This is a genomic window from Qaidamihabitans albus (assembly GCF_016464705.1).
In the GTDB taxonomy this organism is placed as follows: domain Bacteria; phylum Actinomycetota; class Actinomycetes; order Mycobacteriales; family Pseudonocardiaceae; genus Qaidamihabitans; species Qaidamihabitans albus.
Genome location: NZ_JAEHOB010000036.1, coordinates 1 through 15,587 on the forward strand (window position 1 = coordinate 1; position 15,587 = coordinate 15,587).

General features: G+C 72.2%; 14 protein-coding genes and 1 pseudogene. 6 read left to right on the top strand and 9 right to left on the bottom strand.

All coding sequences use genetic code 11. The features are described from left to right. Positions 1–188: pseudogene (locus tag JAP66_RS31535) on the bottom strand (hypothetical protein); the annotation flags it as partial. A 371-nt stretch (positions 189–559) separates the two neighbouring features. Here JAP66_RS31535 and JAP66_RS31540 point away from each other — a divergent pair. Further along, positions 560–1,075 (top strand): hypothetical protein, encoded by a 516-nt coding sequence (locus JAP66_RS31540; RefSeq protein WP_199435534.1) that lies wholly within the window; start codon positions 560–562, stop codon positions 1,073–1,075. A 111-nt stretch (positions 1,076–1,186) separates the two neighbouring features. Here JAP66_RS31540 and JAP66_RS31545 read toward each other — a convergent pair whose 3' ends face one another. From JAP66_RS31545 to JAP66_RS31555, 3 genes are read right to left on the bottom strand one after another with little or no spacing between them, the layout of a single operon-like run. Beyond that, complete coding sequence (locus JAP66_RS31545; RefSeq protein WP_199435535.1) at positions 1,187–1,903, bottom strand: hypothetical protein; 717 nt, start codon at positions 1,901–1,903, stop codon at positions 1,187–1,189. A gap of 54 nt (positions 1,904–1,957) precedes the next feature. Next, positions 1,958–3,958, bottom strand: coding sequence for an SDR family oxidoreductase (locus JAP66_RS31550; RefSeq protein ID WP_199435536.1), 2,001 nt, complete (start codon positions 3,956–3,958; stop codon positions 1,958–1,960). 48 nt (positions 3,959–4,006) lie between these two features. Then, positions 4,007–4,219 carry a hypothetical protein gene (locus JAP66_RS31555; protein WP_199435537.1) on the bottom strand — a complete coding sequence of 71 codons (213 nt, stop codon included), beginning with the start codon at positions 4,217–4,219 and terminating at the stop codon, positions 4,007–4,009. Between the two features lie 175 nt (positions 4,220–4,394). Here JAP66_RS31555 and JAP66_RS31560 point away from each other — a divergent pair, with 175 nt between their 5' ends. Further along, on the top strand, positions 4,395–5,627 hold the full coding sequence (locus JAP66_RS31560; protein WP_199435538.1) for an NAD(P)/FAD-dependent oxidoreductase: 1,233 nt from the start codon (positions 4,395–4,397) through the stop codon (positions 5,625–5,627). Positions 5,628–5,703: 76 nt separating this feature from the next. Here the strand turns inward: JAP66_RS31560 and JAP66_RS31565 are convergent, their stop codons facing one another. Beyond that, a complete protein-coding gene (locus JAP66_RS31565; RefSeq protein WP_199435539.1) occupies positions 5,704–6,096 on the bottom strand; it encodes a DUF1761 domain-containing protein in 393 nt (130 codons plus the stop codon). A 74-nt stretch (positions 6,097–6,170) separates the two neighbouring features. Then, positions 6,171–7,430 (bottom strand): Bcr/CflA family multidrug efflux MFS transporter, encoded by a 1,260-nt coding sequence (locus JAP66_RS31570; RefSeq protein ID WP_235999811.1) that lies wholly within the window; start codon positions 7,428–7,430, stop codon positions 6,171–6,173. A 190-nt stretch (positions 7,431–7,620) separates the two neighbouring features. Between JAP66_RS31570 and JAP66_RS31575 the strand changes: the two genes are divergently transcribed. From JAP66_RS31575 to JAP66_RS31585, 3 genes are all read left to right on the top strand, one after another. Next, positions 7,621–8,826: a PucR family transcriptional regulator gene (locus tag JAP66_RS31575; protein ID WP_199435541.1), complete on the top strand. Its 1,206-nt coding sequence runs from the start codon at positions 7,621–7,623 to the stop codon at positions 8,824–8,826. A gap of 145 nt (positions 8,827–8,971) precedes the next feature. Then, positions 8,972–9,871: a hypothetical protein gene (locus tag JAP66_RS31580; RefSeq protein ID WP_199435542.1), complete on the top strand. Its 900-nt coding sequence runs from the start codon at positions 8,972–8,974 to the stop codon at positions 9,869–9,871. Continuing rightward, positions 9,871–11,646, top strand: a complete 1,776-nt coding sequence (locus JAP66_RS31585) for a GMC family oxidoreductase N-terminal domain-containing protein (protein WP_199435543.1) — start codon at positions 9,871–9,873, stop codon at positions 11,644–11,646. Before JAP66_RS31580 ends, JAP66_RS31585 begins: the two co-directional genes overlap by 1 nt. A 7-nt stretch (positions 11,647–11,653) precedes the next feature. Here JAP66_RS31585 and JAP66_RS31590 read toward each other — a convergent pair whose 3' ends face one another. The 3 genes from JAP66_RS31590 to JAP66_RS31600 are packed head-to-tail and all read right to left on the bottom strand — an operon-like array spanning position 11,654 to position 14,250. Then, positions 11,654–12,556: an LLM class F420-dependent oxidoreductase gene (locus JAP66_RS31590; RefSeq protein WP_307849806.1), complete on the bottom strand. Its 903-nt coding sequence runs from the start codon at positions 12,554–12,556 to the stop codon at positions 11,654–11,656. Between the two features lie 10 nt (positions 12,557–12,566). Beyond that, positions 12,567–13,220 (bottom strand): hypothetical protein, encoded by a 654-nt coding sequence (locus JAP66_RS31595; protein WP_199435544.1) that lies wholly within the window; start codon positions 13,218–13,220, stop codon positions 12,567–12,569. Positions 13,221–13,230: 10 nt separating this feature from the next. Further along, positions 13,231–14,250, bottom strand: coding sequence for a DNA polymerase III subunit beta family protein (locus JAP66_RS31600; RefSeq protein WP_199435545.1), 1,020 nt, complete (start codon positions 14,248–14,250; stop codon positions 13,231–13,233). Positions 14,251–14,353: 103 nt separating this feature from the next. Between JAP66_RS31600 and JAP66_RS31605 the strand changes: the two genes are divergently transcribed. Next, on the top strand, positions 14,354–15,517 hold the full coding sequence (locus tag JAP66_RS31605) for a lactate 2-monooxygenase (protein WP_199435546.1): 1,164 nt from the start codon (positions 14,354–14,356) through the stop codon (positions 15,515–15,517). Positions 15,518–15,587: the final 70 nt, after the last annotated feature.

Sequence of the window (15,587 nt, forward strand, 5' to 3'; positions counted from 1 at the left end):
CCGCGCGGGCCGGTGGCGGCCGCGGTGAAGGTGGTGCGACCTTCCGGCCCTTCCTCCCGGGCTTGCGGCGGACCGGCCGGGCCCTCGGAGACCGCGTGCACGCCGAGCCGCTCGGTGTACCAGCGGCCCAGCTCCTCCGGATCGTCGGCCCGGAGCAGCACCTCGCCGATCCGCACAGTCCGCTCCATGCCACCCCCATTCCTAGCCGCCGGCCGGGAAACCCGTACATGGCAGGCTTATCACCCACGGCCGTCGCGGGCGAGGGTCGTCTTTGCCGAACTGCCAGACGCGAGGTGCAGAGCCGTCGGCCGGCCGAACTACCAACGAGCACCTGGNCCCGGAGCAGCACCTCGCCGATCCGCACAGTCCGCTCCATGCCACCCCCATTCCTAGCCGCCGGCCGGGAAACCCGTACATGGCAGGCTTATCACCCACGGCCGTCGCGGGCGAGGGTCGTCTTTGCCGAACTGCCAGACGCGAGGTGCAGAGCCGTCGGCCGGCCGAACTACCAACGAGCACCTGGTCCGACGTGGTCGCTGACCTTGACATACTGCACCGCATGGCCGTGACCCAGCAGCTCGCCCGCATTCCCGCCACGCAACTTGCCGCATGCCGTCAGTCAGTGGAGGCGCTGGACGAGCTCTGCTCCTTCACGTCGACTCCGGACGAGGACTACCTCGATATGAGCTGGTGGCCTGTCGCCCTGAAGCGGGCTTGGGAGCTGACCGGAGCCAATGGACGAATCTTGGCACTGCTGCGGCGTGAGATCGACGGTGACGAAGAAGTCAATCCGGCCTACCGAGATCATCCCAACACGATCTGGGAACACCCGGTGACCGCGCTGGAGCCACCGCAGGTCGGCGATGTCGCCGAAGCATTGCGTGCCGTGACACCTGGGGCGGTCCACACCGTCGTGCCATCGAACCCGGACCGGATCGAGGCCGAACTGGGCAGGACCGCGCGGGATGTGGTCGGTGATCTGGCTGAACAGCTGGCCCGGCAGCACACCATCCTGCGCGATTTCTACGAGGAAGCCGCACGTCGTCAACTGGCCATCGTGCTGTGGTGGGACTGAACCGACCCACCTCCATCGGGACCGGACAACTCCAAGCGCAGACCGACCCGCCGAACCGCAGATGCCACCAAGATTCTCGATCAGAGTCCGTGACGATGCCCGTCACCGGCGCTAGTCCTGCCAACTCGTCCACCCGATCGCCGCCGCGGTGAGTACAAACCAGACGGCCGTCACCGCCGCGGTGGGCAGCCACAGCGCACCGGTGAAGAAGCCCGGCCGGAACAGGCCGGCCGCCCCGGCCGCGATCGGCCAGAGACCGATGAACACGCCCGGTACGCCGACGCCGAATCGCAGTGGCGCGCGGAGCCGGCGGGCGGTGAGTGCGGCCGCCGACAGTGCCGCGACGCCCGCGCCGAGCAGGAGCCAGCTCACCAGGCCGAGCCGTACCGCCGCCTCGTGCGTCACCCGGAACCCGTCCAGTGACTCCGGCCGGAAGGCCGCGGCGGCGGCCGACTCGGCCGCCAGCGGCGCGGCGAAGCCGTACAGGACCAGCGCGACGGCCCAGCCGGCCGCACCCGTGGTGAGCGCGACCATGCCGGTACGGGCGAAGCCGGTGCGGCCGGTGAGCGCGACGGCGCCGAGCGCCCAGAGCAGCGGACCAGCCAGCAGGGCGGCGTGCACGGCCCGCCAGTCGGCACCGGCCACGATGTTCTCCGCGAAAACCTGGAAGCGCTCGGCCGAGTCGGCCGGCGGCACGATGCCCGCGGCCGGATACCGGGCGGCGCCCCAGAGGACGAGCCCGGACCCCGCCGCGAGCAGCGCCGCGCTGAGCAGCCGGTGTGCCGTGGCGGCAGTACCGGCTTCGGCGGAAGTGTCGCCGGAGTTCACGACCACCACGCTAGGAGCCGCGGGGCGAGCGCGCAGGGCGCGGCTCCCGGACGCTCAGGGGCGGCGCCGCCAGGCCAGCCGGGTCAGCGTGCCGGCGACGGCGGCCAGCGGCGGCCTTCGCGGCTGCCCACGTGCCTCGGGCGCCGATTCGGGCAGCACGCTGTACGCCAGGTGTGCCACGAGCCGGGCCAGCCGCGGCGCGGCCCGCGTCGCCAGCTCGGCCGCCGTCCCCTCCGGCCGGTTGACGATCTCCGGCCGCTTCTCCAGCGCCCGAATCACCAGCTCCGCGGCCTTGTCCGGGCCGATCGCGGGCAGTGTCCGGTAGAGGCCGGTCGGCGCGATCATGTCGGTGCGCACCAGCGGCATCCGCACCGAGCTGAACGTGACCCCGTCCGAGAGCGTCTCGCGGCCCGCGGTGAGCCCGAACTCCTCCAGCGCCGCCTTCGACGCGAGGTAGGCGGAGAACCGCGGCGTGTCCGTCTGCAACCCCTGCGTGGTGATGTTGACGACGTGCCCGAAACGCCGCCGCACCATCGACGGCAGCAGCCCGAGCGTGAGGCGCACCGGTCCGAAGTAGTTGATCGCCATCGTGCGCTCGAAGTCGTGGAACCGCTCGGTGGACAGGGTGAGGGAGCGCCGGATCGACCGGCCCGCGTTGTTCACCAGCATGTCGACCTCACCGTGTTCGGCGAGCACCACCTTGACCAGCGCATCCACGGCGTCGCCGTCGGTGAGGTCGCACGGGTAGGCCGACGCCCGGCCCCCTGCCGCCGCGATCTCCGCGCGCAGCTCGTCCAGCTCCTCGCTCCGGCGGGCCACGAGCAGCACGGTCGCGCCCCTGCCTGCGGCCAGCCGTGCCGTGGCCCGGCCGATACCCGACGACGCGCCCGTGATGAGCACGGTCCGGCCGCGCAGCCGTCCACCGGGGTCGCGCCGCCGGGCGCGGTCGGCGTCCAGGTGGTCCCGCCAGAACGCGTACAGTGGCCGCGCGTACTCGCGCAGTTCGGGCAGGTCGACCCCGGAGCCCGCCAGCGCCGCCACCGTGCGGTCGGTCGTGAGGTCGACGGTCAGGTTCAGGTGCGGCAGGACCTCGACGGGAACGCCGAGCTCTTCGAACACGGCGTGGAGCGCGGCAGCGCCGCCGGGCAGCCGGCCCGCGGCCGACGCGGCGAGCCGGGCGGCCCGGGTGCCCACCTCCCGCAGTGCCGCCGGTGCCGCGGAGTCGCCGGAACCGGCGGTACGGACCCGCGGTGCACCGGCGGCCTCGGCGAAGGCGTTGTAGACCTCGTTCAGCGGCTGCGGGCGCGGTGACGCGAGGTGGTACGTGCTGCCGGAGGGCACGTCGAGGTGCAGCAGGTGCTCCATCGCCGCCACCACGTAGTCGACCGGCACCAGGTTGGTCGCGCCCAGCGCGGGTGCCGCCAGCGGAAGCCGGGACGGCAGCGCGGCGAGCCGGGAGATGGCGGGCAGGAAGTAGTAGGGCCCGTCGATCTTGTCCATCTCGCCGGTCCGGGAGTCCCCGACCACCGCGGAGGGCCGGTACACCGAGTACGGCACGAGATCCTGCTCCCGGACGAGCCGCTCGGCCTCGAACTTCGTGGCGTGGTAGGCGGACGGGAAGCGCTGGCCCAGGTCGAAGTCACGCTCGGTGAACCGTCCGATGTGGTCCCCGGCCACCGCGACCGAGGAAACGTGGTGCAACCGGCCTGCGTTCACCCTGCGGGCGAAGGAGAGGACGTTGCGCGTACCGTCCACATTGGCCGCATGATTGGTGGCGTCGTCGGCGGTGAAGTCGTAAACGGCACCGAGGTGCACCAGATGGTCGATGGGGGACAGTGCCGCCGGGTCGACGCCGAGGGCGGCCTCGGTGAGGTCACCGGTGACCGGGACGAGCCGGCCGGTGCCCGGACCGTGGCCGCCGAGCGCCGCCAGCCGGCCGCGGGAGGTCTCCCGGACGAGCGCGTAGACGGTTTCGGTACCGGGCCGGGCGAGCAGCGCGGCGACCAGCCTGCGCCCGATGAAGCCGGTCGCGCCGGTGACGAAGTAGGTGGTCATCGTCGAGCACAGTACCTACTTGTGAGTAGGGAACGGTAGTGGAAGTCGTCACTCCTCGTCCTCGCCGCCTGCCTGCGCCACGCGGACCACGGCGTCGCGCAGGGCCGCCCGCAACCGGCCGACGTCCAGCGGAGCCAGTACCGCGGCCTCACCCGGTGGCGCGACGAGCACTACGCGGTCGCTACTCACGAAGACGGTCACCTCTCGGCGCCTGCCGGCGATGTCCCGGCAGGAGATGGCCCATTCGTCTCGCACCGCCACGTCGATCGCCCCTCGTCTGTGTCGCGTTCTCGTGCGTGTGGCGGTGGGACGCCGGCGCCAGGGGGGCATGACGCGCAAAACCCGGACGATATCTATCTGTCCGCGAAGGGCTGCCGTTACACCAGGTGCACCGGTAGCGTCAGTGGGGCAGGTCACAGCGAGCAGGGAGCCACGGATGCCCGATCCTCAGCACATCGTCATCGTCGGCGGCGGGCTCGCCGGGGTCACGGCGGCGGCGGATCTGCGGCACCGTGGCTACGCGGGCGAGCTGGTGGTGCTCGGTGCCGATCCGCACCGCCCGTACGAGCTGCCCGCGTTGTCGAAGGCCGTGCTGCTCGGGGAGACCGACGAACCCGACTGGGTGCACGACGAGGGCTTCTACGCCGATCACGACATCGATCTGCGCCGTGGCGTGACCGCGACTCGCGTGGAGCTCGGCTCGCGGCTCGTGTTCGACGGCCACGGGACCGAGCATCCCTACGACCGGCTCCTGCTCGCCACCGGCTCGCGGCCACGCTCGCTGCCGGTGCCCGGCGGCGACCGGCCCGGGGTCCGGACGCTGCGCAGCCTCGACGACGCGCTCGCGCTGCGTGCCGCGTTCCGGTCCGCGCGGCGGGTGGTGATCATCGGCGCGGGGTGGATCGGCACCGAGGCTGCGGCCGCCGCGCGGCACCACGGCGCCGAGGTGACGGTGGTGGACCAGGTGCAGGCGCCGCTGCGCGACGTGCTCGGCGACGAGGTGTCCGCGGTGTTCCGCGATCTGCACGCCGAGCACGGAGTCACGTGGCGGCTGGGCGCGAAGGTCGCGGAGATCGCCGGGGGAGCGGACGGGGTCCGGGGCGTCCGGCTCGCCGACGGCACCGAGCTGCCCGCCGACCTCGTACTCGTCGCCGTGGGTGCGGCGCCGCGGGTGGAACTCGCCCACCAGGCCGGACTGGAGCTCTCCGACAGTGGCGGGGTCGGCGGGGTCCGCGTGGACGCCGGTCTCCGCACCGCGGCCCCGGACGTCTACGCGGCCGGCGACATCGCCGCGCACTTCCACCCGCACTACGGCAGGCGGCTGCGCGTCGAGCACTGGGCCAACGCCAAGGAGCAGGGCGCGCACGTCGCAGGCAACCTGCTCGGCGAGCACGAGCCGTATCTGGCGTCGCCGTTCTTCTTCTCCGACCAGTACGACCTCGGCTGCGAGTACCGCGGTCTGGCCGATCCCGACACCGACGAGCTGGTGGTGCGTGGCGACCTGGGGGCGCGCGAGTTCATCGCCTTCTGGCTGCGCGAGGGGCGGGTCGCCGCGGCGCTGAACGTGAACGACTGGAACCACGGCGACGCGCTGCAGCTCATGGTGGACGGCCGGGTGGCGGCCGAGCCCGCGCAGCTGCGGGAGGGCGACCTCGGCGCGCTGGTCTAGCGCCGCGAGCCGGGCGCCGCTCGTGAGTGCCTGCACGAGTTCTAACTCGCGTAGCCACTCACGAGCCGGGCGCTGCTCACCGCCAGATTCCGACGATCGTCGTGATGACGAGCAGCTTGACGAGCCAGTCACCGGCATGGATCGCGGCGAGCCGCCACGGGACCTTCTCGTGCAGGACGGACCCGGAAAGGATGACCACCGGGAACCCGACCCACGCGACGAGGCCGAGCGCGACCGCGCCGCCCCAGCTCTCGATGCCGGTCCAGGCGAGCAGGCCGGCGAGCACCGCCGCGACGACGGCACTGCGGACAACCTCGGCGGCCGCCACCGACGGCGGCGGCCTGCCCGCGTCCGCGTACGCGTCGTGCAGCCGCGCGAGGTGGCTGCCGAACGCGGCGTACCAGGCCCCGCTCACCACGAAGGCCGCCACGGCGGCCACCAGGACGGCCACGTAGTTGAACTCCGTCATCACTCCTCCTCCGGGCCCGCGGCGTCCGCGGCCCGGGAGCGCCGCCGCCCGCTGGGCAGTGAAGGAAGCTTGTCTTAAACAACTGCCGTTGTCAAAGGTTTGGGCCGTGGCCGTCGCGCCAGGAGGAGGAAGCTCAGCAGCGACAGCAGGCCGAAGCTCGCCATGATCGATGCCATCGGCAGCGCCGAGTCGTCGCCGCCGAGTCCGACCAGTGGCGAGGCGGCACCGCCGATGACGAACTGCAGCACGCCCAGCAGTGCCGACGCCGAGCCCGCCGAGCGGGGATGATCGGCGAGTGCGAGCGAGTTCGTGTTGGGCATGATCAGCCCGATGCTGGAGACGACGACGAACAGCGGCGGCAGCAGGCCGGCCAGCCCGAGGTCGAACAGGGCGGCGGCGACGAGCCCGGCCGAGCCTGCGGTCGCGGCGAACAGGCCGGTCGCCAGCAGCGTGCGCTCCCGCACGCGCCCGACGATGCGCCCGTTCACCTGCCCGGCCACCATGATGCCGACGCCGTTGAGGCCGAACACCAAGCTGTACTGCTGCGGGCTGAGCCCGTAGACGCCCTGCAGCACGAACGAGGAGCCGGCGATGTAGGAGAACATCGCCGCGAAGATCATCCCGGCCGAGAGTGCGTAGCCGAGGAAGACGCGGTCGCGCAGGAGGCCGGCGTAGGTGCGCAGGACACTGCCGAGCCGGGCGGGCGAGCGCAGGTGCGCGGGCAGCGGTTCGGGCAGCGCGAACGCGGCCACGGCCAGCAGCAGCGCGCCGAACGCGGTGAGGACGAGGAAGACGCCGCGCCAGGACGTCCAGTTCAGCACCTGCCCGCCGATGACCGGGGCGAGGATCGGCGCGAGCCCGGTGACCAGCATGAGCATCGAGAAGAACTTGGTCATCGCCGTTCCGGAGAACAGGTCGCGCACGGTCGCGCGGGCGACGACGATGCCCGCCGCCGCGCCGATCGCCTGCACCGCGCGGGCGGCGATGAGCAGTTCGGCGGATGGGCTGAGCGCGCAGAGCACCGATGCCGCGACGTAGATCGCGATGCCGATGAGCAGTGGCTTGCGCCTGCCCACCGCGTCGGAGAGCGGGCCGATCACGAGCTGGCCGAGCGCGAGCCCGACGATGAACGACGACAGGGTGAGTTGCAGCGTCGCGTCGCTGCTCTGCAGGTCGGCCGCCATGCTCGGCAGTGCGGGCAGGTACATGTCGACGGAGAGCGGGCCGAAGGCGGTGAGGCCGCCGAGAACGAGGGCGTAGCGGGCGGTACCGGGTGGGCGCCGGGACCCGGACTCGTCGACGGCGCCGGGTCTCGAGGCGGTGCGCGTGCTCAAGATGTGCCTCCCCGTCGGTTGCACAGCTGCCGGTTCGAAGAACTTGCGTAGCCCCACTAAATATTCCCGGCGGTGACCTGTTTCACGCCACGGCTCGTTCCCCGTGGGCCACCGTGGCCCACCGCGGTGCGGTCCCGGGGCGCCATGGCCTACCGTTTCGGCACCCGGTAGCACCGAGGAGGGAGGCGGAGTGGCCGATCTCGCCGAGGAGATGGCGCGGTTGCTGAGCACGCGCCTGGACTCGCTCACCGACAGCCTCGTCGCGGACATCCTCGCGGAGAACCCCGGGTACCACGACGCCGCGCTCGTGACCCTGGCCGAGCTGCGCCGCTCGTGCCGCACGAACCTCGAACGCGTGCTGCAGATGCTCGGCAACACCGTGCCGCGCGGCGACGATCCGTTCGACGCGGCGGCGACCACCGGAACGCGGCGCGCGGAGCAGCGGGTGCCGCTCGACTCGGTGCTGCGCTCGTTCCGGCTCGGGGGCCGGGTGATCTGGCGCGGCATGGTGCAGATGGCCAAGGAGGACGACCGCGTCGACCGGGACCGGCTGCTCGACGTGGCCACCACGGTGTGGACGGTGGTCGACGAGGCGTCCTCGGCGGTGGCGACCGCCTACCGGCACACCGAGCTACAGCTGCGCCGCCTCGACGAGCACCGGCGGCACGCGCTCGTCGGGGACCTGCTCCGCGGTCGCGGCCGCGAGGGCGGCGTCACCGAGCAGGCAGCGGCGGAGCTGGGCCTGCCCGCGGACAGTGCCTACGTCGTGCTGGTGGCGGACCTCGCCGCCGACGGCACTCCGGGACTGGCGATGCCGCAGGACGCGCTCGCCGGGTACGGCGTCCGCTCGATCTGGGAGCCGCGGGAGCAGACCCTGGTCGGCCTCGTCGCCCTGGAACGGCGGGACGTCACGGTGGTGCTCGACCTGCTGCGCGGCGGGATCCGCGCCCGCGTCGGGGTCAGCCCCGCCGTGCCCGGGCTCGCGGAGGTGGGCGTCGCCCACGACCTCGCGCTGCTGGCGCTGCGCACGTTGCCCGCGGACGGCAAGGAGCTGGCGCTGCTCGACGAGCGGCTGCCGGAGGCGCTCGTCGCCCGCTCGCCCGAGCTGGCCGACCGGCTGATCCACAGTGTGCTCGGCCCGCTGCTGCGGCTCCCGCCCGCCGAACGCGACGTGCTGCTGCCGACCCTGGCCGCTTGGCTGGAGACGAACCGTTCGGCCGCGGCGACCGCGGCGCGGCTCTACTGCCATCGCAACACCGTGCTCAACCGGCTGCGCAGGCTGGAGGGGTTGCTCGGCCGGTCGATGCAGGACTACGAGGCGGGGCTGGCGCTCTCGTTGGCGCTGATCGCGTACTCGGCGCGCGGCACTGACACTCACGCACAACGCGCACCCTGACAATCTGGGCAAATGGCCTAATGCAATACGGCCATTCGGGTGGTAGAACTTCTGTGGCGCCAGTCACACAGCGATGTGTGCGCGTGTGGACACGAGCGGTGTGCGGCGCCTGCCCCGTTCCGCTCCCACCACGCACGGAGACGCGATGTCGAACTCCACCGCCGCGGTCGGCAGGCGTGCGTTCCTCGCTCGCCTCGGCCTGCTCGGCGCGGCCGTCGGGGTCGGTGGCCTGCTGCCCCGCAGTGCCCTCGCCCCGCCCGCGGCCGCCGCCCAGAACGATGTCCTGCCCGGCCTGGTCGACCTGCTCAGGCCGGTGCTGGCCGAGCTGGCGCGGGACACGCTCAACGGCCTGTCCGTGTTCGCGCTGCCCGGCCCTGACCCGTACTCCGCGGCGCAGGGCACGCCGAGCGACACACCGGGCGCGATGGAGGCCGGGACCACCGACTTCCTGATCGACGCGCTCGACAACTTCGTGCCGTTCCCGGACCAGCTCGCCAAGCCGATCGGCGCCGCGCTCGCCACCGGCCTCGCCGACACCGGAATCGAGCTGCCGGGCACCGAGCTGCTGCCCGCCGAGCTCGGCACGCTCGACAAGGCGCTGCGTGCCCTGCTGGAGAGCGATGCGACGCTGCCGCTGTCCTTCCCGATCGCCGGGATGCTGAACCTGCTCGCCACGCAGGTGAACCCGCTCGCAGTCAACGGCGCGTTCCTCTCGCCGTTCGCCCGGCTCAGCTACGCGGAGAAGGCCAGGGCCTTCCAGCTGCTCGAAGGCCCCGACTCCGACCTGGTGGCGCTGCTCGATGTGCGGTTCCCCGAACCGCTGAAGAACTCGGTGTCGGGCCTGCTGAAGTTCGTCGGCGGCGCGCTCATCGAGTTCGCCAGCTTCGGTTCCTACACCGAGTACGCCGTGTTCGACGCGCGGAACAAGCAGCTCACCGCCCGCCCGGTCGGCTGGGAGCTGACCGGCTACCAACCCGACGGCCCGGTCGAGGGCTGGGACGAGTTCATCGGCTACTACCAGGGCCGCACGGAGGTGCGTGACTGATGCGGGACGTGATCATCATCGGTGCCGGGGGCGGTGGCCCGGTCGTCGCCAAGGAGCTCGCGGCGCAAGGGCTGGACGTGCTCGTCCTCGAGGCGGGTCCGCGCCACGCCAAGCCGCGCGAGCAGTGGACGAGTTTCGAGAACGACGCGAACAACCCGCTCTCCGGCTACTTCCGGCTCGGCCCCACCGACCGGTCCGAACCGGCCTGGTTCCGGGAGTGGTCGCAGAACTCCTTTGTGTGGCAGCTTTCCGGCGTCGGTGGCACCACCCAGCACTTCTACGGCAACTACCCGCGCGCCTATCCGGGCGTGTTCAACGACTACGACAAGGCCGACCGCAACGAATACGACGTGAACCACCGGTTCCCGTTCTCCTACGCGGAGATGGTGCCCTACTTCGAGTGGGTCGAGGCGACCGCGCCGGTGATGACGGCGGCGATGGGCACGAAGGAGGCCGTGTTCTTCCGCGGCTGCGAGACGCTCGGCCTGCCGGTGCAGACCACCAAGACCACGCTGGCGCCGTCGTACCGCCCGCAGGAGAACGCGATCCTGCAGCCCGGTGGCAACGCAGGCCGGACCAGCGACCGCAACCTGCTGAACTACCCCGACGCGACCGGCTGCACGTTCTGCGGCTACTGCTTCCAGGGCTGCATGCGGCCGGTCGGCGCGCCGCGCAACCAGTTCGCCAAGCGCTCCACCGACAACAGCTACGTCCCGATGGCGCTCACCGCCGACGTGTGGGCACCCGCGGGAAGGCCCGTGGACCTGCTCACCGACGCCTACGTCACGCGCATCCACACCGAGAGGAGGGCGGGCGCGCTGACCGCGACCGGCGTCACCTGGCGCGACAACGCCTCCGGCGAGGAGCGCCGCGAGGACGCGAAGGTGGTCGTGATGGCGGGCGGCTGCACGGAGAATCCGCGGCTGTGGTTCAACAGCGGGCTGCCCAACCCGAACGACTGGGTGGGCCGCGGCTACACCGACCACTTCTTCGACTGGGTGATCGGCTCGTTCGACGAGTACACGGGCAATCCCAAGGGGGTCGGCTCGTCGGCGCGGCTGGACTTCCCGCCCTACGGCGGGCTGGAGAACGTCGGCCTGCCGCCCGCCCTCAACGCGTTCTCGACGACCCTGTCCGACAGTGGCATCCGCGGCCAGTACGGCAACGGCCGGGGCCCGACCGGGCCCTGGGACGGTCCGGCCGGGCGCGTCATGGGACCGGAGCTGAAGGAGCTGGTCGCGGGCGGGCTGGACCGGCTGCTCAGCGTCCTCGTCATCACCGACGACGACGTCGAGCCGGACAACCGCGTGGTCACCTCGGCGCTGCCCGCCGACGAGAACGGGCCGATCCCGAAGGTCACCTTCCAGCACCGTGCCCGCACCGCCCGCACGACCCGCAACCGGGAGTTCATGGCCCGCAAGGCCGCGGAGCTGCTGCGCGGCGCCGGTGCGAAGAAGGTGTTCCGGATCGACTGGGCGCCGCTGATCCTGCACGTCCAGTCGTCGATGCGGATGGGGGAGTCGGAGCGGGACTCGGTGCTCGACTCCGGTGCCGAGGCGCGCGCCGTCAGGGGCCTGTTCATCGCGGACAACTCGGCGCTGGCCAACAGCCTCGGCGGTCCCAACCCGACGCTGACCACGCAGGCGCTGGCGACCCGCACCGCCGAGAAGATCTTCGAACGCTACTTCGGCGGCGACCCGTGGGTGCGGGGCGGCTCGCCGGTGGTGTCCACCGATCCCAGGATCAGTGCGCGGCTCGGCGAACTGGGCCTGTGACGGCCGCTCAGCGCAGGTGCGGCAGCAACCGTTCCAGCAGGCGCTGATCCTCCCCGGACGGCCGGAGTTCGTCCGGCGTACCGGGGTAGGTGTCGAACAGGATGTGCGTCGCGCCCAGCTCGGCCAGGTCGTCGAGGTCCCGGCGGACCTGATCGAGGGTGCCCTGCCCGGCGAGACGGGAGCCGTCGTCGAGCGTGGTACCGGTGAGCCGCAGCGGGAGCCGGGGAGCGAACGCGGGCACCGGGCGCCCGGCGGCGTCCGCGGCGCGGCGCAGCGCGGGCAGGCCTTCGGAACGGAGCCAGGGGAGCCGCTGGTTGAGCGGATGCCACGCATCGCCGAAACGGGCGGCACGCCGCATCGCGGGCGCGCTGGCGCCGCCGACCCAGATCGGCGGGCGGCGCACCGGAAGCGGCCCCGTGGCCACGTCGGTGAACGACACGAACCGGCCGTGAAAGGTGACCTTGTCCTCGGTCCAGGCCCGGGTGATCACCTCGAGGTACTCGTCGGTGATCGCGCCACGCCGCTCGAAAGGCACGCCCAGGGCCGCGTACTCCTGGCGTGGCCAGCTCACGCCGACGCCGAGGATGAACCGGCCACCGCTGAACCGGTCGATGTTCGCCGCCATCCGGGCCGTGAGCAGCGGATGCCGGTACGGCACGATCGCCACCGTCGTCCCGAGCTCGATCCGCCGCGTCTGCCCGGCGAGCCAGCCCAGCGTCGTGAACGGATCGTAGAAAGGTGCGGGATACTGCTCGGCCACGTCCGGCGTGACGACGACGTGGTCGGAGATCATCGCGAAGTCGAAGCCCCGCTCCTCGGCGAAGCGTGCCCAGCCGAGCAGCGTGGACGGGTCGGTGCCCGTCCCGAAGTTGAGGATGTTGAGCCCGAACCGCATCGTCGCCACCGGCACGCCGCCGAGACTACCGCGCTCGGTCGTGGCCGCCGACGAGCTCGGCCAGCGCCCGTTGCTCGCCGTCGGGCAGGCGCTTCTCGGCATGCAGCATGCGCAGCGCGATGGCCAGCCGCTCGCGATCCCCGGCCGTGCCGAGGTCACCGAGGTAGGCCGGCAGCAGCAGGCAGAGGGAGCGCAGGTCGTGGCGGGTGCAGAATGCGTGCAGCAGCGCCTCGAGCCGGGCTCCGGCACCGTCCTGCTTCACCGCGCCGGTGTCGCGCAGTCCCTGTGCGATGCCGTAGCGCATCCAGTCGCGGTACTGGCCCGCGGGTACGGCGCCGAGGTGCCCGGCGGCGAGCTCGAAGTGCCGCCGCGCGGCGGCGGTGCGGCCGAGTTCACGGTTGGCACGGGCAAGGTTGGCGTGCAGCGACGAGTAGAAGCCCGCGACGCGCTCGTCGCCGACCCGCTCGGCTCGGTCGAGACACACCTGGTTCCAGTGCAACGTTTCCTCCGGGGTGGGCTGGTGCCGCGCGAGGTAGTGCGCGGCGACGCAAGCCTCGTAGTCGTCGGCCGTGGCATGCCACGCCTGCTCGAACAGTGCGCGGGCATCGTCGTCGCGGCCGTCGGCCTCGGCTCGCATCCCCTGCGTGCACAGGCCAACGACGGTGTTGTCCGGGTCCATCGGGGTCCTTTCAGTCCAGCGAGACGGGCATGACCAGGGTGGTGAAGCTGCCCTGGTCGGCTGAGCGCACCACGGTGGGGAGTGCCTCGCCTGCGATCTCCAGCAGCACGTCGGGGCCGACGCTCGCCTCCAGCGCTGGGCCGAGCACGGCCGGGTCGAACGCGATCCGCAGCGGGGGCCCCGAGCACAGGGCGGCCAGGTCCGTCCCGTCGACCCGGAGCCGGTCGTCGCCGGTGCTCAGCACCACCCGGTCACTGTCCACTGTGGCCAGTGACCGCAACAGAGCAGTCCGGTCGGTGAGCACCCGGTGCGTGGGCGTGGACAGTCCGGCGAGCACCTCCCGGTAGGCCGGGAACTCGCCACCGAGCAGCGGGACCGCACATTCGCTGCCCCCGCCGAGCAGCCGGGCCCCGTCCTCGTCGGCGAGCAGGGTGACCGCGGCGAGCCGGGGTGCCCAGCCGGAGACTTCGACCAGGAACGGCGCCCGTACGAGCAGTGTGCGGCGGGTGCCCTCGACTCCGTGCGGCCGCAGCTCGCGCACGGCGAGCCGGTAACGATCGGTGGCGACCAGCCGGAGCACCGCGCCGGTGACCTCGATCAGCACGCAGCCGAGTTCGGGGATCTCGCCACCGTCCGCCGCGGCGGGCACCACCTGGCGTACCGCGCTCGCCAGCTCGGGCCCGCCGAGCCGCACCTCCGTGTGCCGGTCGTCCGGCAGGGAGCGCAGCACCTCCGCGAGCGCGGCGTGCGCGGCCTCGGCCTCCGCCCGCAGGGTGCGGGCGTGGGCTCGCAGGACGGCGCGGGCCTCGGCGGGCGGGCCGTCGAGCACCACGCCGACCTCCGCGAGCGGTACCCCGGCGGCGCGCAGGTCACGCAGCAGCACCGCACGCCGTTCCTGGTCAGGGCTGTAGAACCGGTAACCGGTCTGCTCGTCGACGCGGGCCGGTTTCAGGATCGAGCAGTCGTCGTAGAAGCGCAGGGCGCTCGGAGTGAGGCCGACGCGGCGCGCGAACGCGCTGATGCTGTGCATGCCGTTCAGTCTGGGCTTTCAACCGACTCGAAGGTCAACACCAGACCCGTGCGTAGGATACCGGCCGGTAATGCGGTGTGGGGGGAGCGACAGGGAGGTGCATGTGACCGAACGGTTCGGTTCCTACCAGAGCGAGATCTACCTGCAGGGCTACGGCGGGACCAGGCCCGCGTTCTCGACCGACCCCACCCGCCTGGAGGACTCGGCGGCGGAGGTCCTCGACCCGGAGCCGTTCTGGTACGTGGCCGGTGGTGCGGGCTCCGGGGCGACGATGCGCGCCAACCGGGAGGCGTTCGACCGCTGGCGGCTCGTGCCGCGGATGCTCACCGACGCCACCGAGCGGGACCTTTCCACCACGGTGCTCGGCACGTCGATGCCCGCGCCCCTGCTGCTGGCGCCGGTCGGGGTGCAGTCGATCGTGCACGACGACGCCGAGCCGGCGACGTCGCGCGCGGCCGCGTCCCTCGGTCTGCCGATGGTGATGTCCACGGCGTCGTCGACCAGCATCGAGGACGTCGCCGCCGCCTCGGGGGAGGGCCCCCGCTGGTTCCAGCTGTACTGGCCGAACGACCCGGACGTGTGCGGCAGCATCCTGGGCCGGGCGAAGGCGGCCGGGTTCAGCACGCTCGTGGTCACGCTCGACACCTGGACGCTCGGCTGGCGACCGTGCGATCTGGACAGTGCGTACCTGCCTTTCCTGCACGGCAAAGGCATGGCGGTGCCGTTCTCCGACCCGGTGTTCCGCACGCGGCTGGACACGGCACCCGAGGACGACCTGCCGGCCGCGGTGCTGCGCTGGATCTCGATGATCACCGGTACCGACCGGTCGTGGGACGCGCTGCCGTTCCTGCGCGAGCACTGGGACGGCCCGATCGTGCTCAAGGGCATCCAGCACGTCGACGACGCCCGGCGCGCGGTCGACGCGGGCATGGACGGCATCGTGGTGTCCAACCACGGGGGCCGGCAGCTCGACGGCGCGATCGCCTCGCTCGACGTGCTGCCGGAGATCGCGACCGCCGTCGGCGACCGGATCGAGGTGCTGTTCGATTCCGGCGTGCGCACCGGTGCCGACATCGTCAAGGCGCTCGCCCTCGGCGCGCGCGCGGTGCTGCTGGGCAGGCCGTACGTGTACGGGCTCGCGCACGGCGGCGAGGACGGTGTGCGGCACGTGCTGCGCAGCGTGCTCGCCGACCTCGACCTGACGATGGGCCTCTCCGGGCACCGCACCGTCGCGGAGCTGGACCCCTCGGTGCTGCGCCGCGCCTGACTCGTGAGTGGCGAGGCGAGTTCTAACCGGGTGTTGTGTCTCAGGACTTCGGTAGCACATATGTCTCAGG

What these genes read in the sequence shown, in the direction of transcription:
- JAP66_RS31550 (WP_199435536.1), bottom strand. Translation starts at nt 3,958, where the DNA reads ATGACCACCTACTTCGTCACCGGCGCGACCGGCTTCATCGGGCGCAGG.
- JAP66_RS31540 (WP_199435534.1), top strand. Translation starts at nt 560, where the DNA reads ATGGCCGTGACCCAGCAGCTCGCCCGCATTCCCGCCACGCAACTTGCC.
- JAP66_RS31560 (WP_199435538.1), top strand. Translation starts at nt 4,395, where the DNA reads ATGCCCGATCCTCAGCACATCGTCATCGTCGGCGGCGGGCTCGCCGGG.
- JAP66_RS31585 (WP_199435543.1), top strand. Translation starts at nt 9,871, where the DNA reads ATGCGGGACGTGATCATCATCGGTGCCGGGGGCGGTGGCCCGGTCGTC.
- JAP66_RS31595 (WP_199435544.1), bottom strand. Translation starts at nt 13,220, where the DNA reads ATGGACCCGGACAACACCGTCGTTGGCCTGTGCACGCAGGGGATGCGA.
- JAP66_RS31580 (WP_199435542.1), top strand. Translation starts at nt 8,972, where the DNA reads ATGTCGAACTCCACCGCCGCGGTCGGCAGGCGTGCGTTCCTCGCTCGC.
- JAP66_RS31565 (WP_199435539.1), bottom strand. Translation starts at nt 6,096, where the DNA reads ATGACGGAGTTCAACTACGTGGCCGTCCTGGTGGCCGCCGTGGCGGCC.
- JAP66_RS31600 (WP_199435545.1), bottom strand. Translation starts at nt 14,250, where the DNA reads ATGCACAGCATCAGCGCGTTCGCGCGCCGCGTCGGCCTCACTCCGAGC.